28 protein-coding genes and 1 pseudogene are annotated in these 25803 nt (G+C 38.8%); 8 read left to right on the top strand and 21 right to left on the bottom strand.

Annotated elements, in window-relative coordinates:
• Positions 1 to 15: 15 nt before the first annotated feature.
• From SATMO3_RS17395 to SATMO3_RS17455, 13 genes are all read right to left on the bottom strand, one after another.
• The gene (locus tag SATMO3_RS17395; RefSeq protein ID WP_371371009.1) at positions 16 to 1227 is read right to left on the bottom strand and encodes a deoxyguanosinetriphosphate triphosphohydrolase family protein; all 1212 of its coding nucleotides are present in this window, start codon (positions 1225 to 1227) and stop codon (positions 16 to 18) included.
• Between the two features lie 47 nt (positions 1228 to 1274).
• On the bottom strand, positions 1275 to 2675 hold the full coding sequence (locus tag SATMO3_RS17400; protein WP_371371010.1) for a helix-turn-helix domain-containing protein: 1401 nt from the start codon (positions 2673 to 2675) through the stop codon (positions 1275 to 1277).
• Between the two features lie 82 nt (positions 2676 to 2757).
• A complete protein-coding gene (gene hxsC / locus SATMO3_RS17405) occupies positions 2758 to 3879 on the bottom strand; it encodes a His-Xaa-Ser system radical SAM maturase HxsC (RefSeq protein WP_371371011.1) in 1122 nt (373 codons plus the stop codon).
• Positions 3851 to 5329: a His-Xaa-Ser system radical SAM maturase HxsB gene (hxsB, locus tag SATMO3_RS17410; RefSeq protein ID WP_371371012.1), complete on the bottom strand. Its 1479-nt coding sequence runs from the start codon at positions 5327 to 5329 to the stop codon at positions 3851 to 3853. Before hxsB ends, hxsC begins: the two co-directional genes overlap by 29 nt.
• Position 5330: 1 nt before the next feature.
• A complete protein-coding gene (gene hxsD / locus SATMO3_RS17415) occupies positions 5331 to 5687 on the bottom strand; it encodes a His-Xaa-Ser system protein HxsD (protein WP_371371013.1) in 357 nt (118 codons plus the stop codon).
• Between the two features lie 9 nt (positions 5688 to 5696).
• Positions 5697 to 6485, bottom strand: coding sequence for a peptidoglycan-binding protein (locus tag SATMO3_RS17420; protein ID WP_371371014.1), 789 nt, complete (start codon positions 6483 to 6485; stop codon positions 5697 to 5699).
• A gap of 262 nt (positions 6486 to 6747) precedes the next feature.
• Positions 6748 to 7143, bottom strand: coding sequence for a hypothetical protein (locus tag SATMO3_RS17425; protein WP_371371015.1), 396 nt, complete (start codon positions 7141 to 7143; stop codon positions 6748 to 6750).
• Between the two features lie 51 nt (positions 7144 to 7194).
• Positions 7195 to 7986: a hypothetical protein gene (locus tag SATMO3_RS17430; protein ID WP_371371016.1), complete on the bottom strand. Its 792-nt coding sequence runs from the start codon at positions 7984 to 7986 to the stop codon at positions 7195 to 7197.
• 521 nt (positions 7987 to 8507) lie between these two features.
• A complete protein-coding gene (locus SATMO3_RS17435) occupies positions 8508 to 9074 on the bottom strand; it encodes a zinc ribbon domain-containing protein (protein WP_371371017.1) in 567 nt (188 codons plus the stop codon).
• Between the two features lie 155 nt (positions 9075 to 9229).
• Positions 9230 to 9460 (bottom strand): helix-turn-helix domain-containing protein, encoded by a 231-nt coding sequence (locus SATMO3_RS17440; RefSeq protein ID WP_371371018.1) that lies wholly within the window; start codon positions 9458 to 9460, stop codon positions 9230 to 9232.
• Between the two features lie 444 nt (positions 9461 to 9904).
• On the bottom strand, positions 9905 to 10495 hold the full coding sequence (locus SATMO3_RS17445; protein ID WP_371371019.1) for an ERF family protein: 591 nt from the start codon (positions 10493 to 10495) through the stop codon (positions 9905 to 9907).
• Between the two features lie 182 nt (positions 10496 to 10677).
• Positions 10678 to 10995: a hypothetical protein gene (locus tag SATMO3_RS17450; RefSeq protein ID WP_371371020.1), complete on the bottom strand. Its 318-nt coding sequence runs from the start codon at positions 10993 to 10995 to the stop codon at positions 10678 to 10680.
• A gap of 10 nt (positions 10996 to 11005) precedes the next feature.
• The gene (locus tag SATMO3_RS17455) at positions 11006 to 12118 is read right to left on the bottom strand and encodes a DUF932 domain-containing protein (RefSeq protein ID WP_371371021.1); all 1113 of its coding nucleotides are present in this window, start codon (positions 12116 to 12118) and stop codon (positions 11006 to 11008) included.
• A 328-nt stretch (positions 12119 to 12446) separates the two neighbouring features.
• Between SATMO3_RS17455 and SATMO3_RS17460 the strand changes: the two genes are divergently transcribed.
• A complete protein-coding gene (locus tag SATMO3_RS17460) occupies positions 12447 to 12638 on the top strand; it encodes a helix-turn-helix domain-containing protein (protein WP_371371022.1) in 192 nt (63 codons plus the stop codon).
• Between the two features lie 22 nt (positions 12639 to 12660).
• On the opposite strand, the gene radC is transcribed toward SATMO3_RS17460, so the two are convergent.
• On the bottom strand, positions 12661 to 13317 hold the full coding sequence (radC, locus tag SATMO3_RS17465) for a DNA repair protein RadC (RefSeq protein WP_371371023.1): 657 nt from the start codon (positions 13315 to 13317) through the stop codon (positions 12661 to 12663).
• Between the two features lie 111 nt (positions 13318 to 13428).
• On the opposite strand from radC, the pseudogene SATMO3_RS17470 reads away from it, so the two are divergent.
• From SATMO3_RS17470 to SATMO3_RS17480, 3 genes and pseudogenes are all read left to right on the top strand, one after another.
• Positions 13429 to 14253 (top strand): annotated as a pseudogene (locus tag SATMO3_RS17470) (IS1595 family transposase); the annotation flags it as partial.
• Positions 14254 to 14395: 142 nt separating this feature from the next.
• On the top strand, positions 14396 to 14929 hold the full coding sequence (locus tag SATMO3_RS17475) for a MarR family winged helix-turn-helix transcriptional regulator (RefSeq protein ID WP_371371024.1): 534 nt from the start codon (positions 14396 to 14398) through the stop codon (positions 14927 to 14929).
• A 72-nt stretch (positions 14930 to 15001) separates the two neighbouring features.
• Entirely contained in the window at positions 15002 to 15649 is a 648-nt protein-coding gene (locus SATMO3_RS17480) for a class I SAM-dependent methyltransferase (protein ID WP_371371025.1), read from the top strand.
• Positions 15650 to 16029: 380 nt separating this feature from the next.
• On the opposite strand, the gene SATMO3_RS17485 is transcribed toward SATMO3_RS17480, so the two are convergent.
• The 5 genes from SATMO3_RS17485 to SATMO3_RS17505 all read right to left on the bottom strand — a co-directional run bounded on the left by SATMO3_RS17485 (position 16030) and on the right by SATMO3_RS17505 (position 19972).
• Positions 16030 to 16404, bottom strand: coding sequence for a hypothetical protein (locus SATMO3_RS17485; RefSeq protein WP_371371026.1), 375 nt, complete (start codon positions 16402 to 16404; stop codon positions 16030 to 16032).
• 58 nt (positions 16405 to 16462) lie between these two features.
• Complete coding sequence (locus tag SATMO3_RS17490) at positions 16463 to 16789, bottom strand: hypothetical protein (protein WP_371371027.1); 327 nt, start codon at positions 16787 to 16789, stop codon at positions 16463 to 16465.
• Between the two features lie 99 nt (positions 16790 to 16888).
• On the bottom strand, positions 16889 to 17170 hold the full coding sequence (locus tag SATMO3_RS17495) for a helix-turn-helix domain-containing protein (protein ID WP_371371028.1): 282 nt from the start codon (positions 17168 to 17170) through the stop codon (positions 16889 to 16891).
• Between the two features lie 173 nt (positions 17171 to 17343).
• Positions 17344 to 17511, bottom strand: coding sequence for a JAB domain-containing protein (locus SATMO3_RS17500; RefSeq protein WP_371381736.1), 168 nt, complete (start codon positions 17509 to 17511; stop codon positions 17344 to 17346).
• A gap of 799 nt (positions 17512 to 18310) precedes the next feature.
• Complete coding sequence (locus SATMO3_RS17505; RefSeq protein ID WP_371371030.1) at positions 18311 to 19972, bottom strand: DEAD/DEAH box helicase; 1662 nt, start codon at positions 19970 to 19972, stop codon at positions 18311 to 18313.
• A gap of 366 nt (positions 19973 to 20338) precedes the next feature.
• Between SATMO3_RS17505 and SATMO3_RS17510 the strand changes: the two genes are divergently transcribed.
• The 4 genes from SATMO3_RS17510 to SATMO3_RS17525 all read left to right on the top strand — a co-directional run bounded on the left by SATMO3_RS17510 (position 20339) and on the right by SATMO3_RS17525 (position 23301).
• Positions 20339 to 20659 (top strand): ribbon-helix-helix protein, CopG family, encoded by a 321-nt coding sequence (locus tag SATMO3_RS17510; RefSeq protein WP_371371032.1) that lies wholly within the window; start codon positions 20339 to 20341, stop codon positions 20657 to 20659.
• A gap of 61 nt (positions 20660 to 20720) precedes the next feature.
• Positions 20721 to 21212, top strand: coding sequence for a relaxase/mobilization nuclease domain-containing protein (locus SATMO3_RS17515; RefSeq protein WP_371371034.1), 492 nt, complete (start codon positions 20721 to 20723; stop codon positions 21210 to 21212).
• A 372-nt stretch (positions 21213 to 21584) separates the two neighbouring features.
• Positions 21585 to 21743, top strand: a complete 159-nt coding sequence (locus tag SATMO3_RS17520; RefSeq protein WP_371371036.1) for a hypothetical protein — start codon at positions 21585 to 21587, stop codon at positions 21741 to 21743.
• A gap of 31 nt (positions 21744 to 21774) precedes the next feature.
• Positions 21775 to 23301 (top strand): recombinase family protein, encoded by a 1527-nt coding sequence (locus tag SATMO3_RS17525; protein WP_371371037.1) that lies wholly within the window; start codon positions 21775 to 21777, stop codon positions 23299 to 23301.
• A gap of 204 nt (positions 23302 to 23505) precedes the next feature.
• On the opposite strand, the gene SATMO3_RS17530 is transcribed toward SATMO3_RS17525, so the two are convergent.
• Together SATMO3_RS17530 and SATMO3_RS17535 are read right to left on the bottom strand one after the other, a co-directional pair.
• Positions 23506 to 23733 carry a hypothetical protein gene (locus SATMO3_RS17530; protein ID WP_371371038.1) on the bottom strand — a complete coding sequence of 76 codons (228 nt, stop codon included), beginning with the start codon at positions 23731 to 23733 and terminating at the stop codon, positions 23506 to 23508.
• A gap of 136 nt (positions 23734 to 23869) precedes the next feature.
• On the bottom strand, positions 23870 to 25273 hold the full coding sequence (locus tag SATMO3_RS17535) for a DHA2 family efflux MFS transporter permease subunit (protein ID WP_371371039.1): 1404 nt from the start codon (positions 25271 to 25273) through the stop codon (positions 23870 to 23872).
• Between the last annotated feature and the right edge of the window lie 530 nt (positions 25274 to 25803).

Consider the following 25803-nt stretch of genomic DNA (forward strand, 5'->3'; position numbering starts at 1 on the left):
TATTAAATGATAGAATCAAAGATCATTAAAATATGAGACATAGTCAATTTTATATTGGCTTTGTGGAAATAAGTAATTATAAAGATCGATAAAATAATCGTCTGTCATACTTGCAATATAGTCAACCACGATTTGATTGGGCTCCTCTGCGAGGTATGGCTCATAGAACTTTAATCCCTTCCTTATTTTCTGAACAAACTCGATATGATGTTTAAAAATGACTGAATTCGTCAAGCTATTCTTTAAATCACTAAGCAATTTATAATAAACCTGTTCAAACATCGGTTTTATAATATCATCATACTTTTGCTTTATTTCTTTATTTTTGTATATATAATCATAATTTTGTTTCTTAGACAACTTAAGGTGATTATAATATTCATCATCTAATTTTATATAGCCTTGCCCATAACTATTTTCTATAATATTTACAACCATATTATTAATAATTTCAGCATTACGGATTCCTAAAGAGCCATTTTCAAATACATCATCTGAAGAGATAAGTTTCGCCTTAAAAGCATCTTGCCGATCTTTTCCTATGTACGCTATCATATCACAAATTCTTACAACACAACCTTCTAATGTAGATGGTATCATCTTTTTTATTAATGATTCATCAGTGTAAAGTTGTTCAACCATTTCATCAAATTTTGTAAAAGAATCCAATTTGCTGGGATGATATTCTTTTGATTCAAATTCACCATTGTGACAAAGTATGCCGTCTAATGTTTGCAGACTAATATTATAATGGAATAGGCCATCGAGAACTCGAACACTATGCACATTATGATTGAAATAACGTCTTGTATTATTGAAGTATAGTTCTTTTAAAAAGTCTTCGCCAGCGTGCCCAAAAGGTGTATGCCCAAGATCATGACCAAGAGCAATTGCTTCAATTAAATCTAAATTAAGTCCTAGAATCCTCCCAATATTTCTTGCTATTTTAGATACTAATTGAACATGTAATGCTCTTCGAGTAATATCATCATTTTTGTAAAATGAAAATACTTGGGTTTTATCTGCATATCGATTATAAAACACACTATACATAATTTTATCTACATCCCGTGCATAAGACGGGCGTAATACGGTTCCTTTATCTTTATCATCAATTCTGCGAATAGCCTTATCATTATCAACTGCTAAATTAAGCTTTTTTCCTTCAGCAATATCACTTTTAATTCTGTCTTCCAAAGTTTTACTAAGTTGTGCATAATTTGCCATATTGCACCATCCTTAAATTTCAAGATATAATTACCGATTGCCAAACCCTACTCTTTTCTTCCGAGCATTTTTTGAGTTAACTCTTCGACAATATTTGTAGAAAGTTCAAATCCATCAAAAATTTGATAAAGCGGTTTCGTAGCCATATCCACGTACTGATACAAAGCGGACAAAGGGGTTGTTAGTGGCAAATTAACGCTAGATAGAACAATATTTTGAGTAGCTCTCCGCTCCCTTATTGATCTCATATGATTGGCCCACGAGGTTAAAGTCCTATCTTGTAACTGAGTCCACCGGAAACTGAATGTCAGATTTGTAGTTTCTATTTCATAACTCATAGCTTGTGTAAATGCTAACCCTACAGCCAAAGATTCTCCAACTCTCCAAATAGGTAACCCAAAATCTAATAATTCCAAAGGCGGAATTGATGGTTTTATATCATCCTCAAGGGCACGATATAGGTAAAATTGCCCCAGCGGATCTATTCTCCAAAAGTCTACATGATTGGACCAGTCACTATTAAGAGATACCATACAAGCTTCCCAAGCATTTTCAAAGACATATGGACGAGCTGCCGGATTAGTGAAGTCTCTGCTATCTAGCCAAATTGGCCATCCTGTATAATTCGGATTACTAGATGACAGCAGGTTTAGAAATGTTCGATTCGCAGAATACTTTTGATCATGTGAATTAACAACACAGGTAACTTCCCATGTACCATGTTTAGGAAGTTGTTGGTTAGGATACTTTTCTTTAACCATAACTTCAAATCTTTTCTTACCACGGTCTAATAAATCTATAGATAACTCATCATAACTCGCAGATCGAGTTTGTGATATTTCGATAATATTATTAAATAAAGATTGCAAAACTGCTTTGTCTACATTAGAAAGATGGCGCCTAACAAATCTCCCTATGTCTGCTTCACGATTGTCAAAACAAATATTAATTAATTTATCCCAATCTTGATAAGTTGCTTCAGAAGTGCTTGGTGTTCCATTCGATTTTAATGTTCTGACATAAACAGTATTTTGCTTAATTAGTAACTTATCATTTGCATTTCTTAATTCAGACTTAGTCGAAACTGGTGTGCGTATTCCCTCTGAAATACATATCGCTGGATAATCCTGCCCACCTTTTTCAACAAAACGAATATCTATTTCAAATTGCGGATACGCATATTTCGAAATAATTGATTGAATATCATCAAGATTATAAAGATCTCGTACATCCTGTATAGGAGCATTATCTAAATCAGGTTGACGAGATTCTTCATCGAAACCGATGAAAAAGAATCCACCATTGTTATTTCTCATAGCAATACTTGCTTTAATAATTTTCGAAATACCTTCAGGTGATTTGGGGTCGATCCATCTTTTAAACTCCACATTCAAACTTTCTGTTTGTCTGTCGACTAATTTTTTTAAATATTCTTCATTAATCTTCATAAATTCAATCCCTTTCTAAATATCACTTTTGTGAAAATGAACTTAGTAAGTAGAATTCTCGAATTTTGAGATGTAAAAATATTCAAATTGGAGATATAGTCTTACTCTGCACAGCTGAAGTTCTAAACACACCACCACATTTTTCTTTTACCAAACAAGTATCACATTGGTCCAAGTATTCTTTCTTCCATGAAGATATACTATCTCGTGCAAATTGCCACAGTGGCTCTTCCAACAAGCAGAATGGAATATTATAAATAGACACGTTCATACTACGGCGATGCAAATGCCACACTGCTTCATTTAACTGTTGGCTGTACTCTCGCGAATCAATCCATAAATCTTCCAGATGCTTTTCGGCTTCCCCAGTATACTCCATCCCCATAAAAGCAACATGAGCAACAAAAGGAAAATTACGATAAATGAATTCCGATATCGCAGCTAACCGCACGAAGTTCTGTCGCATGGCAACGATACGAATTTCTATTCTCCGACCCATGCGATAAAGATTATAAATTCCCTGGATAGTGTCCTGAAATGCTCCTGGCACACCTACAATACCATCATGTTGGATATCGTTATCGGCATAAAGCGGAATACAGAACAGCAATTTCTTGTTTTTTGCAGCAACAACTTGCCTGACTACATCAAAATTTCGAAATCTACGACCATTGGTTAATAAGGATATCAATGTATCCGGAAAATGATTTTGCAGGTACGTTAAAGCCTTACTTAACTGGTCTAAGACCACTGTCGGCTCACCGCCGGTAATGCCTATATGTTTCAAACTTCCTGCTTTTAATAAGGAAAGAACCTTCTGGTTGATATCGTGCCAATCTGGTGGATCAGTACTGGGTGGCTGGGGGCACATAATACACCTGCTGTTACAGCGGTTAGTGATAAATAGGGTATGATCGGCGTGACCACTCTGGTACATAAGATTGATTCGGCCTTCCGGAGTAACGAGTACAATGTCACCATCCTGTAATATATCTAATTGGGACACCGAATGAACCAAATACCCAGTATGCATTGAGGGTATAACCTGACTAGTGATACAACAGGCATAGCCGAAAACAGTCCCATTGATGTCAGGGGAAACCAATACTCGGTTGTGGCGGGTAAATAGATTTACTGGTGTAGTGGTAACAATCCCAACGATAGGGTATTTAATATTAAGAGCGGTTCCGATCAGAGCTATCATGGCGTATTTCCTCCAAAGGGCGTCGTGTTATCCAAGACCAGAAAACATCCATGACGTCCGGATCGTTCTCATCAATTAATTGAAATAGGTACTCTAAAATCAAGGTGTTCTTTTTGCAAAAATCACTGCCGGGTCTATGACCGACTATATCTTTGGTTTCTACATAATTACGGACAGGATCTACACCACAATACGCTTGAAATACACAAGAAGCACAGCCTGGCAGTACTTCGATACAAGATTTTTTGACCAGTTCTTTTACCAAAGGCCCCGCAAAAATTTCTTCATAACTATTTTTTAAAACATGTCCCATACGAAAACGCTTGTCACCGGTGCGCGCCAACATCCGCGCTTCATCCGTCGGGTAAACTTCCCCATTATAATCATAAATTACGCCACTGATTGCCGCCCCGGAAGGTGACTGTAAATCCACAAAACCAGTAGAAAACGCTGTGAAAATCCGCTGTAGCAGCAACGTCGTATAGTATTCGGCAAAAGGAATACCTTGTATATTTAGATCAATCAGGTAACGCAAGATAGGTTTATATGCAGCAACAAATTCTTCCATGGAATACCCCAGTTGCGCTATATTCTGCCGGGCGAAACCATAGGGATTTAAGGCCCGCAGAAATATGCCATCAAAGCCCAGCTCCACATAATGATCAATAACTTCGGGCAATTTGTTAAGATTCGTCCTGGTTATTGTCAGTAAAGCGGAGCCAGATTCAGGTCCGATTCCATCCCGCAGCCGTTGTAGGTTTTTGCGAAAGGCATCATAACCGCTGTACCCCTCACGAGTTTTGCGATGACCATCTTGGATAGGCTTAGGTCCATCCAGAGATGTTGAAATCATGATTTTGTGTTCTTTAATAAAGGAGATCATTTCATCCGTTAGCAATGTCAGATTCGTACAGATCACAAATTCCATCTGCCGTTTGGCAAAACGGTTCAGAAATTCCCCATACTGGACAATTTCTCTAATGATGGGCCAGTTAAGCAACGGCTCGCCGCCTTGAAATTCGATTTTTAGTATCGGCGATGGGGAGGAAAAAATCAGGTCTACCGTTTTCTTGGCAACCGACCAAGTCATATCAGCACGTTGTTGTTCAAGCGCGGCACTGGAAGCATGACAATAATCGCAAATAAAGTTGCACCGCGCTGTTACAACAATCATATGTAAAGAGGAAAAATGCCGCAAAAAGCTTTTGCGGCTACGCAGTTGGGTAGCCACCATTTCCTGAGCGAAATCAAAATCGGTGTCCGCCAGAAAATGTTTGCCTTTGAGCTCAAAGTATACGGGATTCTGGGGTGTCAAATTATGATTTAATAAATCATTAAAATTATCACTGCTAACAAAGATAAATTCTCCGCTCGGGTTAACCAGGAGTAATCGTTGTCCCGGTAACCGCCTAAAATTGAAAGGCAATATACTATACTCACTTTTCATCATGTCATTCATCCAAATCATCCATACGGTCTTTAATAGGGACAAACGCAAATTGATAGATAGTATCCCGGAGCTTCCCATACCGTTTTTCAAGATCGAGCCGTACCTGCTGGTCTAATACTTCATTACAGTACTCACATAACAGTAAATTCGGATCGATATTGACTTGCGGTTTGGCCTTAAACCATATTCCTACGTAGCCCTCCTCGACAGCGTCGATCTTAATAAAACAGGCATTGGTAAATTTATAGGAGGCTTGCATAACAGCCTCCTGCTCATAAACAGCTTTCTTTAGTTTTACAAAGAACACGCCGGGCTCCGTTTCAATAATAAAGGACTGCCCGTTCTGTGTGTCGTCCATTTTCATCACCTAAAAACTCGGTTTGTAATTATATTTATTTTGTGTCTGTGGTTTAGCCGGCTCGGGAGTTACCGGTTTAGGAACTTCTTTCTTTTCAATCGCTTCTTTGGTTACGCGATTGATGGTGCCATAGCTATCGAGACCTTCCGCAGCTTGGAAATCCTTGATAGCTTGTATTGTTTTTTCATCACGGGTGCCGACTGTATTGCAGTCATAGCCAAGTTGTTTAAGCTTCTTTTGAATGCTAGTTAGATCAACAGCCTCCAGTTTTGATTTGGTCTCGGCACCTACAACCCCATCATTGGTAAGACCATAATCCATTTGGAAGTTGCGTATCGCTTCTCTGGTTTTGTCCCCCTTAACGCCATCCACAACCCCACAATCGTAGCCAAGATCATTGAGTTTCTTTTGGATTGTACGAACGTCCATAGCATCCTCAGGTGCAGCCGGTACACTGCTGTAATAGCCGCCACTACTACCTCCACCGTATCCTCCCGTACCAGAATAATGGGAGTAATGTGAGCTATGAGAAGAATGAGACCTGTGAGAACTGTGTGAACGATGGGAATAATGAGCCATCTGCTCCAGATTGTCTGTAGCAAAGATTTCTTCTAACGAGCTTTGGATTGTGCTGGTTTTCTCCAAATAAATAGGTTCACTGCATGAAACTTTTAACTTTGAATCATTAGGCTGAATATTTTTGGCCTCGACATGAGGAGCATCGACCAATCCTAACTGCGATGCAAACCATAAAACTGTTGCCGATCCGTACGCCCAGAGCTTTTTCCAGTCTTTCATATACTCCCCTCGCTTATGTAATTTTGTTATTATTTACTAGATTCGGGAACTTTGTCCTAAATCCTGTTATAAAATAGAAAAAAAACATAATTTAGGATGTTTTGTAAGATTATATGATATATGAGGAAAAAATAGTAATCAGACATAAAAAAGGCTACCGGATCACCGGTAGCCTCCCTGAAGCCTGACAATTCTTAAATCAGAAAGAATCGTAGATAAATATCTTATATTACAAATGCTCGCGAGAAATTACAATCATTTACTACTGCTTTATACCTCTCCATCCATTAAGCACATGATGCCAAGCACCATCCACTTTCTGTACTTTCATTCCATAACCACGGGTCCCCTCACTAATTTTCACCCAATAATAAACTTTGGGGTTATCATTAAGATGCAAAGTTACTCTGTATGTAAAACGATCCGGCAATGCGGTTTCATCAACCGTATAGCTGCCCAAGCCCATAAAATCGTTCTCTGTTATGGTTGTATACCACTGTGTGTTCTCATCATCTGGATAATTCACTCTCCAAGTACTTAGAAACACGCGGTTTCCTTGTTCAAACGACATAGCAAAGCATTTTTTCGTCACATCGTACCCTGATAATATTAAAAGCATTACCAGGATACCGAAACACGCACTTACTTTTTTAATCATATTCTTCCCTCCAATAGATTTTTTTACGAATTACCAAACATAGTCTGATCACTATTTCTCGCTTTTCTGCGGAACATATTTATCAATCGTCTTATAGATAGCTATCGTTAAGTTGTTTCGATTAACTCGATATTCCTTTACCCTATAGCTATATTCAATATCTTCTTGTGTCACTTCAATAAAAATTGGCAGCATAACTTCAAATCCATTGGATTTTACAAATTTTCTTTCGCTTACCGGTACGCCATAAAACCGTTTCATGCCCGGCTTTACAAGGCTATACTTTTTAAAAGGGGCTATAGCTTCCCAACTATCACTTGGTACAGCTGCGCTTAAAATTGATTTATAGCTGGTGATTTGATATTGGTCGGTGTAATTATCTGTCAATTTTACATTGCCAATTTTGATATTGAAGGCTCTTTCCACTCGTTTAGCCACATAGACATCCAGCCACTGGGCCTGATCCGGATTTTCAACCACTTGCACATCCGTACCGTATTTTTTATGGGCTTCATCTATCATTCCCAGGTTTTGTATGATTTGGCCAATATTCTTCCTAACCAACAACAGGTCATCCAATCTGGGATCGTCAATTTGTTCGACAAACGCCAGTGGTGTATAGTATTTCACTAATTCGTCCTTTAACCCAATCGTAAAACGTTCTTTATCCCGTAGATCCCCCAGCCATTTCATATAACTGCTGTTAATTCCTTCGATAATTTTGGCTTTTTGCTCATCGTTCTTGGCGTTAGTATATAAAGCCAAAAGTACATCTGTATTCTGTTTGTCTATTGCTTTCTTTAAATCATTAGAAAAATTCTTATCGGCCTCTGCTATTGCCATCTTTACTTTATGCTCCGACGATTGCTGTATTAATGTAGACCTTGTTACATCAACAAATATTGCAATGATAAAGGGAACACTCACAATCGCACTCACAATCCATTTAGCATTTCGGCTCCAGTTAGGCGTTTTCCATACTAAAATTAATCCTAATAGGGAAAAAGAGTACCAACATTGTTATTACAAACCAGGTCTTATAATACCATTTTTCCATTTCTGTCCTCCCAGGCAAAATTCACTTTCGTTCTAAGCAGTTAACGATTCGCATGATATTGTACTATCAGCAGCAAATTATCCTCTATCTATTCCTTATTAATCTCTAAATTCATTGCCGTTGCATATCGGACATTTTTTACCCTTAAACAGGAAATAGTAGGGTATATAAATAACTACCCATCCGCCAGACGTAATAAGGCAAAGTAACATCAGTAAAATCCAATTTACCTTCTTTGTCGGATAGACAATTTGTTTACAGCAGATGCAAAATTTCACTGAACCTGCCTCCTATCTTTATTTCCTTATTACCCTTTGATAAAAATATTGGGATTAAATGTTTTTACGGATGCCATCAATTCATGTAATTCAAATTCCGCGGAGGTTGGAATCTTATACACATTTTTTGCGGTGAAAATATGTATTTTTTTCCCGTAGCTAATCCAGAAAAGTAATATAGCCAATAAAAAGACAAGTGGCATAGCTATGCCAAGTATGCAAAAAATGATCGCAAAAACCGAATCATATTTGTCCATAGTCTTTTTCATAACGATGTCATGGATTTCTACATACTCGATTTTTGTTTCTAACAGCCTTTTTTCAAAAATGCCCAGCGTTTTTTTATCTTGTACGATTTTCATATAAGAAGGCTCTAACTGAATGCAGGTCGTAATGGTTGAATACTGCAAACTACCAAGATAGTTTCTCTTTTTAAATTGATACTCTCGTTTTATTTCCGGCATTATCTCGCCTACATATGATGTTTCGCTTACTTTCTCAACTACTGCTACCAGTTCCTGATTAAAACCACAATGCGAACAGAATTTTGCGTTTTCTTCATTTAATGCTTTACACTTTTTACACAGTACACTCATGAAATCGTCCCCTCTATTCGTAAATTTTGCAACTTATCATCAGCAGATTAGCTATTATTAAGTCATGCTTTTCAGGATAGTCACCAGTTAATACCCAACCGCACGATTCCTTCAAAGTTAAAAGATCCTAAGCAATGTGACCGTAAAATCTTAGTTTAATTCGGACCTTTATCGCATAGGAGCTCGATAATGTCGATTTCCAATGCTAGCGCGATCGTTAATATGGCAGATAAAGACACACTTTTGGTGTAATTGCCACGTTCAATACGCGAAAGATAAGAAGTGCTTATCTGAGCCCTACGGGCCAGTTCTTCTTGCCTATATCCCTTCAGTTTCCTATAATAAGCAATCTTTAAACCAATTCTTTTATATCTCTGAGTAAACATACCTACACTCCAAAACCTTTGTTCCGCTGGTAATATCTCAGCTTATACACGACATAGTCTACGTTTTTGCTTGGGCAACTGGCAAAGGGCAACTATAAAACAGCAGAAATTTTTGTCCTTAGCTAATAATGTAAGCGATTGTAAAAAAATTGTATACTTACCCATTTGTGTAAAAAACAACACATATAGTCCTTTAATTAACCCTGTACGTGTCAAAAAAATGCATAGCGGTATTAAAATCCAACTTATTGCTATTCTGTTAAATTAAGTTGCGTATATTGCCCGCAAACAGGAAATTAGTACAATGCGAAAACCACTGAACAAATTCTATTCAGTGGTTTTCCGCTTCATATACTCTATGGTTACTTTTTAGTTTTGTTCTACTTGTACATTTTTATAGAGATTTATATTGTAATTCTTCTTTTGCTATGACGGAAAGCTTTGCTATGCAATGGCCTGTGACTTTTTCTGGCATTTCATGCATAATGACTTACCGTATTTTTTTATGGATACATTCTTAACACCAATGGATACTTTGACTCCACAGTCACTGCACAGTAATGTGTCATTGGCATTTTCTCGCTTTAACGGTTGTTCCAACGGAGACGATACGTTCTCATCCGTCCTGCTGTCCGCTTCTGGGTCATCGTTAGTGCTGATAGCTAGGCTAAGCATATAAGCATATTTGATGGCTGCCGTCTGTGCTTTCATGACGGCCTTGTCGCCACCATCCTGGCCACTGCCAAAACCGGTTACGACGATGCTTTCCCCGCTTTCAGTATCCACCAAGGTAATATTGACTTTTACTGTCACCAGATGCTCGGCATTGCCTTTGTTGTTGATGACATCATTGCTGCTTGTTATTTCAGGTGCAACGATGGTTGCCACTTTATGCCTGACCAACGAGGCATTCACTTTTTCCAATACATCCGCAGATGTGGCATATTTATAATGGTGAAAATCATTGATGCCATTTTTACGGATATTGCTGCATTCCTCCATAACTTTAACCAGTTTACCAGCGATTTGCTGCATGAAATTCCCTCCTCCTGCTAAGGAAATAAGAGCTTTCTGTCTGAGCATAGCCAGAATAGGCAAGCTCTTATTTTAGTTCAGTACTTTTAAGCTTCTTAAGGTTAACGCCGTACCAGCCACCAAACACAATGTCCAAGCAAATTCCGTCCATCCTAGTGTGCTTTTGAGGAATGACTTTGCCGTCAGGACAGAGGATTTTGGCAGGCTGTAAGTTGTTCCCTTTTTAGTTCAGAATGCACAATAGTGTGCAATTCAATCTGTAGTTTCGCATTTCCTAGTAGAGCACCTCCTTTCGCCAAAAGTGGCTGCACTGGTGCCTGGCAGAGAAAACCGGTTAGCCCTTCGGCTAGAAGCTTTGCCTGTGTGTAGTTTACCGTTAGTTGGATATAGCTATTGTCTGCAGACCGTATAGCCAGCATAAAGGTTTCCTGCAATTGACTGAGTTCCAGTTGTATATCGCTGTAGGCCAAACAAGTACTGATAACCATGATGATTTCCATCCTTCCCCACTCATCGAGCGATTTCCAAAGGTATGATATTGGCAAGCTGCCTTTCACTTGGCGGTATCACAGGCACTAGTTCTTTGCCCTTATCCAGGGGAAGCGCAAGGAGCTCCCCGCCCAAACGCTCCAATTCGGTTGCGCGGGTATAATCGTCAACATCCTGAGAAGCCCGAGTTACAGCATTGATTAAGCCGTACCGGCTGTTGTCGGCACCCATAATAAAATGCCGCAAGATACTGCCGCGTTCGCCTTGATTTAACATATAACGGTCAGCTAATACTTCTACCGCTTTAACCGGATCAGAACCAGTGGATTCCTGCATAGTAACTCTCAGCTTTTCTACCGATAACCGAAACTTACTCTCGTCGATGGCTACCCGGACGGTATCCTGGACTTTCATGAAAAAGGCTTTATCATCTTGCGCCAATGTTTCATCGGAAAAGATTTCATAGGCACTGTCGTCGTTTTCTATTTGCTTGCCTACATGGTATCGTTTTTGGGCGTAATCTTTGATGATGAGGCCGTTTTTGCATACCAACCGGAAGATGAGCGGCTCTACCTTCAAACTGCCTAAGCCCACTTCGGAATTGGATATCACCAGCCCAGCCTGCACCACATCTCCGACAGCCACTTCAGCTTTCAGGCGCTTATTAATGATTTTGATATACATATGGGTTTCGGTAATTTCACTCGATACAATTTCGGTGGTTTTCATGTCCTGTATAAGCGGAAATATGGCATCAGCCAATTCTAAATTGTCCAACCGGCGGTAGCGGTCGCTCAAAAAAGCGCGGACTTGTCCGTCCAAAGTACGTATCATACGGCGTTCCGGATTTTTTCCCAGCCAGGAGTTAACGTTCTCATCCAGAAGTGAAGGATACTCAAATCGCATTTTATGGTAATACTTCTGCGGTATCTGTAGCCGCTCAGCCAGTTGTTTATGGGCCAGTTCATTAAGCAGAAACGATTCTGCGGCATCATCCAAATGTATGGTTAGCTGACTTCTACCGCCGTTGGTTTTCACATACAGGCTCCGGGTGTCGGCCATATAGTCTTTTCTCGCCTGCCGCTGTCTGTCTAACTCCTGAGCTAGTTGGATAATAGATTTTCCTTGTTTCATGTTCATTCCCCCATTTTAGATTTTTGTCGTATAAATAATAAAAGAACCAGACAATTAATTCATCTGCCTCTAAAGAAAAGATACCTATGTTCCTATGATCCTCTGCAGGGGCTTTGCGGTATATCCACAAGTCTGCAGGTTCTATGATTATAATATATATTTGAAAAACCGTTACATAGCAATGCATAGCTTTATTTCTGCTGACTGGCGATTTAGTGAGCTTATTCTCGGTTAGCAACAATCTCGCAACTTACATTATATTCTTGCTTTTTTACTCATGATATACGTCAACATAAAGGTAATAAATAAAGTAAGAGGTGATACAACCATGTTTAACGATTATCATGATATTCTAACTGTCGATGAACTCTGCGAACTGTTATCCATCGGTAAGAATACAGCTTATACCTTACTGGCTTCCGGGCAGATAAAAGCTGTTAGGCTAAACCGTGTCTGGAAGATTCCAAAAATCGCCGTTGCCGACTATATATTTACAAACAGTGGAATCAGCAGAAGGTAAATCATTGCCTGCTGCTTTTCTGTTAGATATATCCTTTTTCTTTGAAACTGTAGTACTCTTGATTACCAATAATTATGTGATCTAATACCGAAATTCCCATAAGTGCTCCAACCTTTACAATTGATTTCGTTACATTAATATCTTCTTCACTTGGTTGACTGTCGCCGCTTGGATGATTATGGACTAATATGATGCATGCCGCCATATTCTTAATGGCGGCATGAAAAATTTCCCGAGGTGTTACAGGCGTCATATTTACTGTACCCTGAGTTATGGTGGTTTGACCAATGATTTTGTTCTTGGTAGTTAGCAGTATAATCCTAAACTGCTCTTGATCAAGGTATTGCATTTCTGCCATGTAGATAAAAATATCATTAGGCGTACGGACCAGCACTACCCCACTCGCATGCTCACTCTGAAACCTTCGAACTATTTCGCGTATGCAATCGATTTTATAGATTGTGGCATTTCCCACTCCTTTAAGCGTTTTTAATTCATTTGCCGTGGTTTTCATGACCACATCGTAAATGCTGTGGTATTCGCGGATAAGTTGTACGGCGGCCTCTTTAGGCATAATCACCTGTAACAATTCTTCATTCGGCATATCTAATAAATAAGACTTGGAGCTTAATGCGCCAAGTCCGTCTGCTGCCGATACTTTAATTTTATTGTGTTTCATATACTGTTCTCTCCTTGTTTCTAATTTAAATTACCTCGATGACTAGTATCAATACTATAGTATATAAATAAAAACAGAAAATTTTCATTTTTTTAACAAAGGGAACTGGTCTGTCCTGCCTGCAACGCTATCGCAACCCCGTGGGACCAAAGTTGTGACCGTCTTACTTGTCCAGTTTGCCGCCACCAGACTTCAGTGACTGCGGGAACGATTTTTGACAAGACTCGCACCCCTCTGACCACATGGTTTGAAGCTGCCTGGCATGTGACAACGGCAAAGAATGGCCTGTCAGCTAAAACCTTAGAGCGGACTATTGGCACGAGCTACAAAGTGGCGTGGATGATGTTACACCGTTTTCGTATTGCGATGGTGAGCAGAGAACGCACACAGTTATCAGGTAACATAGAGATAGACGAAACTTTTATCGGTGGCGTTAAACAAGGCGGTAAGCGGGGGCGCGGAGCAACAAAGAGCATTGTTGTTATTGCAGTGGAAATCAAGCAGCCTAAAGGCTTTGGGCGAGTGCGAATGCGTTATGTGCCAGATTCCTCTAGTGACAGCCTTCTCCCCTTCGTCCTCGATGTTGTTGCCCCTGGTTCCTTAATCCTCACGGACGGATGGCGTAGCTACAACGGATTACACGACTTAGGATATTCTCATAAGATTGTTAGGTTATCCGAGTCAGGTGACCCTGCGCATGTCTCTATGCCTGGTGTCCATCGAATCTCAGGCTTGTTAAAAAGGTGGATTTTAGGCACCCTCCAAGGTTCGCTAATACCTGAACACCTGCAGTCGTATTTGGAGGAGTTCACATTCCGATTCAATCGACGAACTTCAGGAAGCCGAGGACTTGTTTTTAGAAGGTTACTCGAACATTCTGTTGCTGCAGAGCCAGTCACTAAGAACGATGTTGTAAACGGCTACGATTGGGGTTAACTCATTTGCATGCCTAGGGTCGCAATACACTAAGCGGCGGCTAAGTTTTTCTTGGCCCAATGCGTAAATATTGTTGACACATTATTAAGGTACCCGTATAATTCAATTAAGGTACCTTAATAATATTCAAGGAGAAAATGACATGGACAAAGTTAGTTTGACTGAAAGGTTCATCACACTTAGCCGCTTGTTTATACAAAAGCACCACCAAACGGGGGCAAGCCACCTTCAAGACCCTTATCGTGGGCAAGGCAGAATTCTGTCTTTGCTTAAAATGGAACCAGAAATGAGTCAAAAAAAGCTCTCGTATTTGCTGGGCATACGTCCGCAATCCATGGGAGAATTATTGGCGAAACTGGAGCAAAACGGTTATATCACCCGTACCCCGTCTGCTGAAGACCGGCGCGCAATGGATATTAAGCTGACGAGCGAAGGCGCAAAAGCAGTCGCTTCGATTGAGCAAAATCGTGCGCAAGAACTCGCGGCAGATGAAATGTTTCAATGCTTAAACAAAGAGGAACAGCAAATTTTAGCTGGATACCTGGACCGTCTAATTGCTTCGGTAAAAGAAACTCTTGCCGGTGAACAAAATGATTCTGACGAACATAGGCTACATCCGCATTTTTTCGGGGACCGTCATATGGGATTTGGAGGACGTCGAAGAGATGGATTTTAATGGACGTGCTATGACGTAGCAGTCGGTGCCCGCCCTCTCACATTTAATTACACCTGCAAAGGAGAATGAACCATGAAGTATGACCCGAAAACGATGCAAAACTATTCATCAGCCCATGAAGGTTTTACAGAGCATTATAATGCAACTCCACCATGGGACATTGGAAAACCACAAGCGCCATATTTGACTGTTATCGACCAAGTTAAAAGCCCGGTTCTTGATGCCGGATGCGGCACCGGGAGCACTGCTCTGTTCTTTGCAGCTAGGGAGCTTGAAGTGACCGGAATCGATTTTGTTGAATGCGCGATTCAACGAGCCAGAATAAAAGCTGCAGAACAAAGCTTATCAGTGAATTTCTTGGTTAAAGATGCTATGACACTAAACGACTGGAATGAGCGCTTCGCAAGCGTTATCGACAGCGGGCTATTGCACATCTACTCCAAAGAAGACCAAAGGCAGGACCGAACACGCTATGTCCAGGGGTTAGCCCACGTGTTGAAACCGGGTGGACGACTCTTCTTATTGAGTTTTACAGATGAAGCACCTGAGGGTGGAGTTTCAGAGCAGGAGTTATATGAAATTTTTGCTAAAGGATGGGAAATCGAATCGGTCCAGCAGGTTATTGGCGAAATAAACCAGGAGTTCTTAGCGAAACATCCAGGCGCATATCAAGAAGCAGGGCCAAAGATGTGGTTCGCCGTCATCCGGCGAACAGACTAACGTAATTCTGGCACTGGAACGAGGGCATAGTCTCTGTCAACCGTGACCTTTGGGGCACGGTTGTTTTTTATGAATCGACTACAACAAGAGGTTACGAATTGAGATTTTTTCTTAAAGCGACGAATCGCTTTCTCTCGGGAGGAGCTAAGAGTATACCCCATTAATGCTATTTTAATTTTTCACAATGCAACATAACAGTAATTAATTCTAAAAGGCGGTGAATAAAATGCAAGTCTGAAGAGTTTACCTGTATTAGATGCTGCAAGTTTGTTGGGTGTTTGTTTACAGACCGTTTATCAAATGATTCACGATGGGGTATTATGTCCTAGCAGACAAAGCATGGAACATTCCATCTCAGCCGACATTTCTCGTTTTCATTTTTATTGCTCTGTGCTTACCCGCACAAGTCTTGCGTATTTGGTTATCCATTTAATATCTGGTTTATAGTTCATTTCAGCGAAATATTTATCAGCCTTCGCATCATATGTAACGATCAGGCAACCTTGAACTCCTTTGTAATCAAAAAAGATCCTGCTTTCACCAAGAGAATCGGTATACCCTTTATTGGAAATAATATTTGTTTCTCCAGCTTTGTTCTTCCATATAGGATATACATGCTGCCCGGTTTCAGTGTCTACCCAAGTACCGTAGCCAATAGCGACAGCCTCGTCGTAATTAAACCCAGTTGCTCGGGCTGCCGCGCTGCCTACCGATAAAACCATACAAAACATTAGTAACAACAGAACTTTTCTCATGTAAAACAACTCCTTATAATTTTTATTCTTACCTCTATACATAATTTTATATTTTCTCTCATTTATCTTGTTCGGAACCTATCGCCTCACCTTTTTTCTCAGCTGGATCTTCAACTTTACTCCCCATTATGGCCAGTCCAAACAGTACAAGCACGCCGCAAATTATCCATCTATAATAGGCACTTACAAACTGGCTGGCCCAGTCAACGACACCTCCAATCAGGTGAAGGGCGAAATAGCCGACTACGGCCACAGCAACCATGCACCAAAACCAAACGTTGAACAAGCCCCCAAAACCAAAATAGGTAATATTAAGCGCTTTATGTACGGCACCAAACAACGCTGTCCCTAAAATTAGCCATAAAATAATGACAATCCAATCCATATTGATAACCTCCTTAGAGAATTATTTGCAGTAATCCGCTTCAAACAAACGGCATTTGCATTTACAAAAGTCAAATCAGTAATACCCTTCACTCACCTCCTACGGGCTGTTAGCGTCATTTTTTCCCACCTCCCGCCTGTCCTGCTGCAAATCTTTGAACTCGAACAACTTGCCTATCTCAATCTCTAAAACTTCTGAAATAGCCATAAGGACAGGCAATGAAACCGCGTTTTTTAATAGTCCCCTCTCGATTTGAGAAATATAACAGGCGCTGATATTTACCTGTTCCGCCAATTGCATTTGAGTTAGTTTCCGGTATTTCCGATAGTAGCTGATATTTAACCCTACCTGGCGAATTTTTTCCCGATATGTCAGTTTCATGTCCTCACCCCGCTCTACATAAATTATCTCATATTGGCATCTTTGCAGCTTTAGAGAATGGTCTTAAAACTTTAACCAGCAGTTAATGCTTACAAAATTCAGCTCTGAATTTCTTGACTATCATAGCAATTTAGCAGACCAGGAGACGGTTTATATAAAATGTCCCTCTTTCATCATTCTGTCATTCCCTCGCTCATATGGTCTTTTTCACGCAGGCTGTAATGAGTGCATTTGCCGCTAATAACATGTTCTAAAACTTTAATGTCCAACAAATTGCCCGCTTTCACCAATTGACGGATGCATGCGATATCCTCCCGACTTGGCTCTCCTGATTGCCGGATGGATGATTATGCACTACTATATGGTGCCGCCATATACTGCACAGTTGCACAAAAGATCTCCCGGGCAGACACGACGGTAGAATCCACGGTGCCAATAAAAATTGACTTTAACCTAAAATTTTGTTCTTGGTATTGAGGAACACCAACCTGAATTCTTCTTGCTGTAAATCCTGCATATCGGCTCAGAATGCCGCCACATCTTGCGGACTTGAAAATTATAGTTACCTACCGTTTCCGTTCTTCTTTCATATGTTTAAAGTAGCCTTTAAATAGGCAAGGCGTTTTACTTTGATTTTTCCCATACCGGCCAAGCTGGCCACTGCGGTTCTGATGCGTGTAGCAGTAGGTTATAAATACTGGCATGCTCAGCAATTAGCAATTTAGTTACTGCCGGGTTACGAACTCACTCAGCAGCATCTCTTCTGACGGTATTCGAGTGAGATTGTTTTTTCATGGATTTTCGACACAGACTTGACCTCCTCCATAGCCATGTGAAAGACGCTGGCTCATGAGCCAGCGTCTTTCTATGTTCCTTTGCAAGCTTTATGTATAACCTAAAGACCTGTTGGTTCAAGTCTATAGTATATAACTGAAAAACCGGGTACTGACAAATTACTGAGATGCACGGAAACTCAATAATTTTATTTTCGCCTTAAATTCAAAAGCTCCCAAGTAACTGTATGGTAAATGTACTAGTTTCCTCTACAAACAAAGGATTTGTCGCTGATGATGCTAACTAACAACAGACCGTTAGGCTCAACAAGAAAAAGGAGCTTGGCATTGTCCAAGCTCCTTTTTCTCAGCAACCTTTACTTTTTTCAATAAAGTTCCATACACTTGTTTTATTTTCCTTTTTTATTTCAAGTTTATATGGCGACTTTACTTCTTCCAAAATATCAGTAATTATTTTTGTACCATAAAAATCAGATCTTGCATTTTTGCGCGGGCCATAGACTTTATCGTAAAGAGACTTTAGTTCTATTCCTAACTCCTTTTGCTCAGCTCCATCACGATAAGATCGTTCAACCATTTTAATCAAAAAATCACTTAGCTTCTGTAGGTTTTCCTGACGTCCGTTACACTCAAGCCAATTTTCTTCATCAAAAGTCTCGGCTAGTCCCAGCCATGATAATTGTTCTTTTATATCGGCAGAAGCATCTTTCTTAATTTTATCAATTAAATTGGAAAGAAGCTGGATATCGTTTTCTAACTTTCCCAGTCCAAGAGGATTATAATAGCAATTACCATTAACAAAATAAAACAACCCATGAATAATTTTAAAATCCTCTATCGTTGAACTATAATATTCGCTTAAAAATTTATTTTTATCTTTTTTAAACATAGATACTGCTGCTTGTTTTTTAACTAAAATACGTTGTTTTCCATTAAGCATACCTGCTGTTTTGTTTTGAATATAAAGTTTCACCGACTCACCACTTTTCACAATGCGCTTTCTACCCAACATTTGTAGAAAAGTTGTTTTATCATAAGAAAAAATGACTACATTTTTTAGGTTAATATCTCTAAAATTTACTCCATTATCCAAAACAGAGGTTGATATCAATACTTTGTTAGGGAATGCATCATTATCTAAAATTTTATAATAGAATTCTTCCATGGCCTCTTCTTTTAATTCAGAATCCAGATAAACAACATCAATTTTGGCCTTGAGTAAAGAATCCTGCAGTATCTTTCCTTTTTCTTTATTAGTGACAAAAATTAACCATTTATCCTCGCTGTTAGCATCAAGTTCAATTTCTTTTGTAATCTCTTCAACTTCTTTAAAGTAAAGAGGCTGTACATAGGAGTAGTCACGTTCAAGGTCATACGACAAAAAGTGAATTTTATCACGATGAGCTTTCTTTTCAGACTCTAAGATATACCCGCCCACCTCATCAGGAGTTGCCGTCAGATATACACGGATGCTGGCAGAAAATGTTTTAGGAATACGCTCTAATATAAAGCCGGTTTTATAATTAAAAGTTGCATCTGCCATAAAGAAATGAGCTTCATCTAATACTACGTATAAATATTCTTTCGGATCAATATCATTTATTTTCGTTATAAATCTTTGGTATGTAAAAATAGTCACATAATCATCAAATTCCTCCTGGTCTCGCAGCCACTCAGATGAGTAAATTTTTTTCACCTTTAGATTCTTAACAATATCTGCTTTTGTTTGATAACTTAGGGCAATACGGTTGCTAATAATAAGTATTTTTTTCCCCTGTCGCACAGTTTCAGGGAGCAATATCGTCTTAACAAAATAATTTTTCCCTGCTCCTGTTTGAGCCGAAATAAGTACCGGAGTCTTAGGATTCCACTTCTGATATGCATTTCCAATCGCATCAGATACAGATTTTTCTTTCAGAGGAATATACGTATTGTAATCATCAGAATATCGCCATGTCTCACAAATTGGTATGCTTACTACTGTAGCTGGCTGCAGTTCTTCTTCCATAAAAACAACACTCCCATCGTAAAATAAAATTATCCAGCACCAATAACTCATAATATAGAAATGGTATTTTAAACAAACTAGAGTTTCGCTGGGACATATCTATATTGTTTTATCTTTTTCTGCAAAATCCTTCAAATTTTTCAAAGAATATCCTGATTGCTTCTTAGCGATTACTTTGCTTGATCAAACTTTATGCTTGATTATAAAAAATTAAATTAATACAACATAATAATAAATATTATATATTTACCTTGTATATATAATATGCTATTCCAATTAATGTTCCCCCAACTACAGAATATAAAGGAATTTGGGGGCAAGTAACCCATTTGTATTACAATAATTAAATATTCAGGAGGAATATTTATGAAAAAAAAAGAACGTATTTTTGAAAAAAAAGTGTGTAAAACAAAATGCAAGAACATTTCCATTCGAATGGATGAAAAGCTCTATGCATGGATCACTGAGCAGTCAGAAAGAGATAAAGTAAGCAAAAATGAGATTATTCGCAGAGCTTGTCTAAATACTAATATAAAAATAATTCCTGAAGGGAAACAAATTTTACATAGTATACAGGAAATTCGCAATATATTGCTAGATTGTCCACCTAACACTAATGTTAAAGAAACAAGTCTATTATTAAGCAAAACTATTGTACATTTAAGAAAACTTATCATGTCAAACTAAACTTGATCGGTCAGCACCGATCTTTTTTATTTATCAAAATCAATATAAAGGAGAAAAGAAAATGTCGTATTTTAAAGTCATTAACCAAAACCCCCGCACATTGTATGGTATTATTCATTACGCCAAATCTGAGAGAAAAAATTCTTTACCCCCATGCGCTGATGGACTAGGTGTGTCTCCAGAAACTGCATTTGAAGAAATGGATGCGGTTAAGAGAATTCATAATCAAACCGAGGGGCGCCAATATAAACATTTTATGTTTAGCTTCGATAGTGGTATTTCATTACCTCACGAAACACTACTGGAGATTGGTCACAAAATCGGTTCATATTTTTCCGGTGAATATCAAATTGTTTCATATATGCATTTTGATAAAAGAAACACACATATTCACTATATACTAAATACTGTAAATGTGTTTACTGGTCAAAAGTTTCGAATCACAAAGAGGGACTTTTATAACTATAAATTATATATCAATGAGATATTAGGTAACTATGATCTTTCACCACTAACACTCTATGATAATGATCAAAATGATCTTCTTGAATAAAGCCTAATTCCTACAGCACTGAGTATCTCTTTATTCAAGAAAAATCCATCTAGCCTTGACGCGAGAAAAAATTCTTCGGACTTGAAAAAGATTGGTCAAGTCTTCGATAAAGTTAAATATCTGAGTTACATATTATATAAGTATGAATTATAAAACATTAAAATAGACAAACAATTTAAGTAAACAAACAAAATATTACCTGCTAATTTGGATGTAATTGTTAACAACACTTACGTCCTTTTTTCATGTTCAAAAATTACATTTCGAAGTGAGCGTGATACTGTGACTACAAAAAATTTAATTAACTTTCCGATCCAATCCCGTCAATCAGACAACCATTGCCCGCATACGATTTATCGAGGTGATGGGAAAATGCCAAAAAGAAGTAAGTCTAAAGAAACTCTGGCTCCAGTCGTCAAAATAACCTTACTGAACTATGACGTTAGCCTACAGGATACGTATAGTAATAAATTTATGATCCCGCTTATCGAAGGGATACTGAAACGTACCCAGTTAGCGCAGGCCAAGTAAACAGCAAATACCTGTTTAAGGATGTGTATATATGAACGCAGCAATATATGTCCGTGTGTCTACAGAGCAACAAGCGGAAAAAGGCTATTCCATTGATACTCAATTAGAAGCTTGTCGCAAATATGCACTAGAATTAGGCGCAACTACTATAGAGGAATTTGTTGATGATGGTTATTCAGGGGAGTTTATTGATCGTCCAGCCTTGACTAAACTACGGAAAAAATTGAAAGATAAGCTCTTCCACATAGTAATTGCATACGCTCCCGACCGGTTAGCCCGAAAAACCATACATCTGCTTATAATATCGGAAGAAATAAGCAAAGCTGGCGCTATGCGTAAATTTGCCTCTGTCAACTTCGAATCTACATCTGAAGGAGAATTGATGTACAAGTTTCAAGGCATAGTAGCTGAATATGAAAAGGAAAAAATCAAAGAGCGTACTATGCGTGGTAAACGTGGCAAGGCAAGTAAAGGACTTGTTATAAGTAATGCTAAACCTTTCGGCTATACCTTTGATTCTGACAAAAGTACTTATGTAATAAATGAGTCAGAAGCAGAAATTGTAAGAATGATTTTTGACTTTATTGTTAAGAAAAAAATGGGTACAGCGCGGATATGTAAAGAACTAAATGCCCGTGGAATTCTATCTCCTAGGGCTAAAAAGTCCTGGATTGTGTCTAGCATACATAGGATATTAACCAACAGCCTTTATAAAGGCGTAATCTATTCAATGAAATATAGATATGAAAAAATTGGGTTGAGCAAAAAAAAGCGCACTCTTCGTCCAGAATCAGAATGGATTCCCATATCGGTCCCTGCAATTATTGATGAATTTACCTGGCAAACTGCTCAAAGGCAACTACAAGAAAACAAAGATTTTGCCAAGCGTAATTTAAAACATGATTATCTTCTAAATGGACTTGTGACTTGTGCTAAATGTGGTCGTGCTATGGTAATATCCCATTCCGGATGCAAAGAATATACTAGTTACTATGCTTGCTTAAGCCAAAGGAGTTCATCTTATGTGTATTCTGGACTGGAACCATGTACAGCGAGACGAGTACCTACTAAGCTTTTGGATGATTATGTCTTTAATTACTTATTGGAACTCTGCCATAGCCCTTCGCAAATTGCTGAATATATCCAGGCTTTACCTAAAAAAGAAAATGTACAAAAGAATATAACCGCACTGGATCAAATTGCAAAAACAGAGAAAGAACTTTTACAGCAAAAGGATACCTTACTGCGCTGGTTTCGACAAAAGATGTTAACTGAAAGCGAAGTAGAAGCCCAACTTAAAGATCTTCATAGACAATTAGCCGATATTATGCAAATGAAAAAATCCTATGAATCTGAATTGACCTCTACTGCCCCAACCCGTTCCGTGGATGAGATTGCCTCTTTAATTAAACTCAATCTTCATAAGGATAATTTTAGCCTCGAAGAAAAGAAAACGGCTTTAAGATCAATTTTAGAACGTGTTATCGTTGAGCGAATCGATAACACTCGCGGCCGTGGAAGCCGACCTGAAATCAATGTTCATCTAAAATTGAAGTAACCCCAGTTCGAATTGAACTGGGGTGCGTTTTTTTAGATTTTTCCTGCCTCTTTTTGAATTGCCGCAACTAAAACATCAATAGGTTGATTAGCATCCTTAGTCATGATGGCTACTCCTCCCTTCCCAGAAGATTTCAACTCTAATGACCATAATACTTTGAAACCAGCCGTATAGTTGACGATGTTGATTTTATGTGCATGTTTTTTACAAATCCCCCTTTGAGAATGGGTGTCTGATATGTAAGTCAGTACAGCTGCTTCTTTTAACCTCTACTATTCCCATTGCTGTTAGCTTATTTATGTCATGAACGATCTCTACCCCGGCTTCTTTCATTTTACTACCACCCATACCAAAAATTGTTACACTTGGGCAACTCTTTTTTATGGCTTTTGTTAGAGCAGCTCCATGAAGATCACACAGATGCTTCGCCAACAGAAATCATTATTTTACACATAATATATCGTCCTTTGTAATATTTTTTGCGTAATTTCAAAGCAGAAACCAAACCAGCTAGTAATGATGGCCCAAATTTATCCGTGATTTTTATCTTATGCCTTTTTATTTGACACTAAGATAGTTGTAAGAAGTGCTGCAATAACTTAAACACAATAAAAATGTAAGCATCATTTATACCTAGTATAGAGGCTTGTCTACTAATTTCGTCTGGGGACAAAATATCGCCAAATTGAAGTAATTCATCGCTATGATCTTGTGTTCTGATTGTCATAATTGTTACAGGAAGTGCAGTTCCGATCGAACCTGCGACTTGCCGAACCGTGTTGCTAGCTGCTGTGCCGTCAGCATTTAGGTGCCGGGAAAGCGCGTTCAGTCCGCCGGTATTAACAGGCATGATAATGAGAGACATACCGATACGCAATACGATGGTCCTTATCATTAAATAATCATAACTAGTCGTTTCACTTAAATTGGTTACTCCCCCTATCGCGATGATAGTAAAGAATAAACCTGCAAGCGCTAGCGGTTTTGCTCCGAATTTATCAAATAAACGACCCGCTATAGGTGACATCAAAGCACTTATCAATGCACCTGGTAAAAGTAATAATCCTGTCTGAAGTACTGTATAGCTCATAGTTTCCTGTAAGTAAATCGGCATTAAAATGATATCTGCATACATAACGATCGTACTTAAAACAAGAATAATTGTGGTCATAGTGAACATTCGACTTTTGAAGACTTCCAGATTCATCAAAGGATTCGTCGAAGTAAGTTGACGCCAAATAAAAAGTACAAGGCAAATCGTACCAACGAGTAAGCAACTCAGTACTACCGTACTGCCCCATCCTTTGTCGCCCGCGCTGCCAAATCCATAAAGAATCCCACCAAACCCAACTGTTGAAAGAATAATACTTTTGATATCTAATCTGGGCTTAGATGGTTCTGATACATTAACCAGATATCTGGCTGATAAACCAATGATGATTACGACAAGTGGAAGCATGCCGATAAATAGCCATCGCCATGAAAAATGTTCGATAATGAATCCAGCTAAGGTTGGGGCAATCGCCGGAGCTACTATCATGACAAGTCCAATCATTCCCATTGCAGTTCCGCGGCCGTCCTCAGGAAATATCGCAAGTATGACTACCATTAATAGAGGCATAATGATACCGGTACCTGCAGCTTGAATCAGTCGACCTGTTAATAAAAAAGCAAAGTTTGGTGCAATGGCGTTAATGAAAGTTCCTACTAACAATAAAACCATTGAACTGATAAATAGCTGCCGAGTCGTAAAGCGTTTCATAAAATAGGCCGTGGCCGGAACTATAATACCGTTTACCAGCATAAAGCCGGTTGACAGCCATTGGACATTTGTTGCAGAAATCTCAAATTGCTTCATTAAATCAGGTAAAGCAACATTTAATATCGTCTGATTTAGAAGCGATAAAAACGCTCCTAGAATTAAAATGAAAAGTAGTACACCTGTCTTCACCTGTTGATTAGGTTGACTCATGTCAGTTTCACAGTCCCTTCACACTTTAAGTAATGATTCTTAAGTAGATGTCATTTTTATATCTTTCCCAAAACGGATTAGCATGAATCCGAAACTTAACTGTATAATTTTTCTGAGCAGCTTGCATGGCCCTTTGCGGTAATTAGTGCAGGATAACCAAATCCCGGACCGAAAATCATGGAGGAGAATAAAAAGCATATTGCCAAAACCTGCTTATTCTTATGCAGCGCGGATTCCGAACAGATTAATAGTGAATGATAGCGGTAGATGGCGGCATAGCTTGTTGCTAAACTTATTATGGAATTCTTCGTACATAATAATGGTATGCAACTCCGGTTTTATATTAAAAGCTACGAGAAGCTGATAACGGAAGTCAACAATACAGAAGCACTCTCACCATTACTGGCGAGAGTGCTTCTCGTCATGCCACCGCCGACTGTCTGATAGGATCGTAAGAAATCCAACTTGGTAAAATAATTTAGTTATTTTACCAAAATCAGTTCGGTTCGGCCACGCCTACTACACACTAT

Source organism: Sporomusa aerivorans, assembly GCF_041428895.1.
GTDB classification, from domain to species: domain Bacteria; phylum Bacillota; class Negativicutes; order Sporomusales; family Sporomusaceae; genus Sporomusa; species Sporomusa aerivorans.

What these genes read in the sequence shown, in the direction of transcription:
- hxsD (WP_371371013.1), bottom strand. Translation starts at nt 5,687, where the DNA reads ATGGACGACACACAGAACGGGCAGTCCTTTATTATTGAAACGGAGCCC.
- SATMO3_RS17515 (WP_371371034.1), top strand. Translation starts at nt 20,721, where the DNA reads ATGTCGTATTTTAAAGTCATTAACCAAAACCCCCGCACATTGTATGGT.
- hxsC (WP_371371011.1), bottom strand. Translation starts at nt 3,879, where the DNA reads ATGATAGCTCTGATCGGAACCGCTCTTAATATTAAATACCCTATCGTT.
- SATMO3_RS17460 (WP_371371022.1), top strand. Translation starts at nt 12,447, where the DNA reads ATGTTTAACGATTATCATGATATTCTAACTGTCGATGAACTCTGCGAA.
- SATMO3_RS17455 (WP_371371021.1), bottom strand. Translation starts at nt 12,118, where the DNA reads ATGAAACAAGGAAAATCTATTATCCAACTAGCTCAGGAGTTAGACAGA.
- SATMO3_RS17490 (WP_371371027.1), bottom strand. Translation starts at nt 16,789, where the DNA reads ATGGATTGGATTGTCATTATTTTATGGCTAATTTTAGGGACAGCGTTG.
- SATMO3_RS17425 (WP_371371015.1), bottom strand. Translation starts at nt 7,143, where the DNA reads ATGATTAAAAAAGTAAGTGCGTGTTTCGGTATCCTGGTAATGCTTTTA.
- SATMO3_RS17420 (WP_371371014.1), bottom strand. Translation starts at nt 6,485, where the DNA reads ATGAAAGACTGGAAAAAGCTCTGGGCGTACGGATCGGCAACAGTTTTA.
- SATMO3_RS17440 (WP_371371018.1), bottom strand. Translation starts at nt 9,460, where the DNA reads ATGTTTACTCAGAGATATAAAAGAATTGGTTTAAAGATTGCTTATTAT.
- SATMO3_RS17430 (WP_371371016.1), bottom strand. Translation starts at nt 7,986, where the DNA reads ATGGCAATAGCAGAGGCCGATAAGAATTTTTCTAATGATTTAAAGAAA.
- radC (WP_371371023.1), bottom strand. Translation starts at nt 13,317, where the DNA reads ATGAAACACAATAAAATTAAAGTATCGGCAGCAGACGGACTTGGCGCA.
- SATMO3_RS17510 (WP_371371032.1), top strand. Translation starts at nt 20,339, where the DNA reads ATGAAAAAAAAAGAACGTATTTTTGAAAAAAAAGTGTGTAAAACAAAA.
- SATMO3_RS17535 (WP_371371039.1), bottom strand. Translation starts at nt 25,273, where the DNA reads ATGAGTCAACCTAATCAACAGGTGAAGACAGGTGTACTACTTTTCATT.
- SATMO3_RS17435 (WP_371371017.1), bottom strand. Translation starts at nt 9,074, where the DNA reads ATGAGTGTACTGTGTAAAAAGTGTAAAGCATTAAATGAAGAAAACGCA.
- SATMO3_RS17525 (WP_371371037.1), top strand. Translation starts at nt 21,775, where the DNA reads ATGAACGCAGCAATATATGTCCGTGTGTCTACAGAGCAACAAGCGGAA.
- SATMO3_RS17485 (WP_371371026.1), bottom strand. Translation starts at nt 16,404, where the DNA reads ATGAGAAAAGTTCTGTTGTTACTAATGTTTTGTATGGTTTTATCGGTA.
- SATMO3_RS17475 (WP_371371024.1), top strand. Translation starts at nt 14,396, where the DNA reads ATGGACAAAGTTAGTTTGACTGAAAGGTTCATCACACTTAGCCGCTTG.
- SATMO3_RS17505 (WP_371371030.1), bottom strand. Translation starts at nt 19,972, where the DNA reads ATGGAAGAAGAACTGCAGCCAGCTACAGTAGTAAGCATACCAATTTGT.
- SATMO3_RS17445 (WP_371371019.1), bottom strand. Translation starts at nt 10,495, where the DNA reads ATGCAGCAAATCGCTGGTAAACTGGTTAAAGTTATGGAGGAATGCAGC.
- SATMO3_RS17520 (WP_371371036.1), top strand. Translation starts at nt 21,585, where the DNA reads ATGCCAAAAAGAAGTAAGTCTAAAGAAACTCTGGCTCCAGTCGTCAAA.
- SATMO3_RS17450 (WP_371371020.1), bottom strand. Translation starts at nt 10,995, where the DNA reads ATGGAAATCATCATGGTTATCAGTACTTGTTTGGCCTACAGCGATATA.
- hxsB (WP_371371012.1), bottom strand. Translation starts at nt 5,329, where the DNA reads ATGATGAAAAGTGAGTATAGTATATTGCCTTTCAATTTTAGGCGGTTA.
- SATMO3_RS17400 (WP_371371010.1), bottom strand. Translation starts at nt 2,675, where the DNA reads ATGAAGATTAATGAAGAATATTTAAAAAAATTAGTCGACAGACAAACA.
- SATMO3_RS17495 (WP_371371028.1), bottom strand. Translation starts at nt 17,170, where the DNA reads ATGAAACTGACATATCGGGAAAAAATTCGCCAGGTAGGGTTAAATATC.
- SATMO3_RS17395 (WP_371371009.1), bottom strand. Translation starts at nt 1,227, where the DNA reads ATGGCAAATTATGCACAACTTAGTAAAACTTTGGAAGACAGAATTAAA.
- SATMO3_RS17480 (WP_371371025.1), top strand. Translation starts at nt 15,002, where the DNA reads ATGAAGTATGACCCGAAAACGATGCAAAACTATTCATCAGCCCATGAA.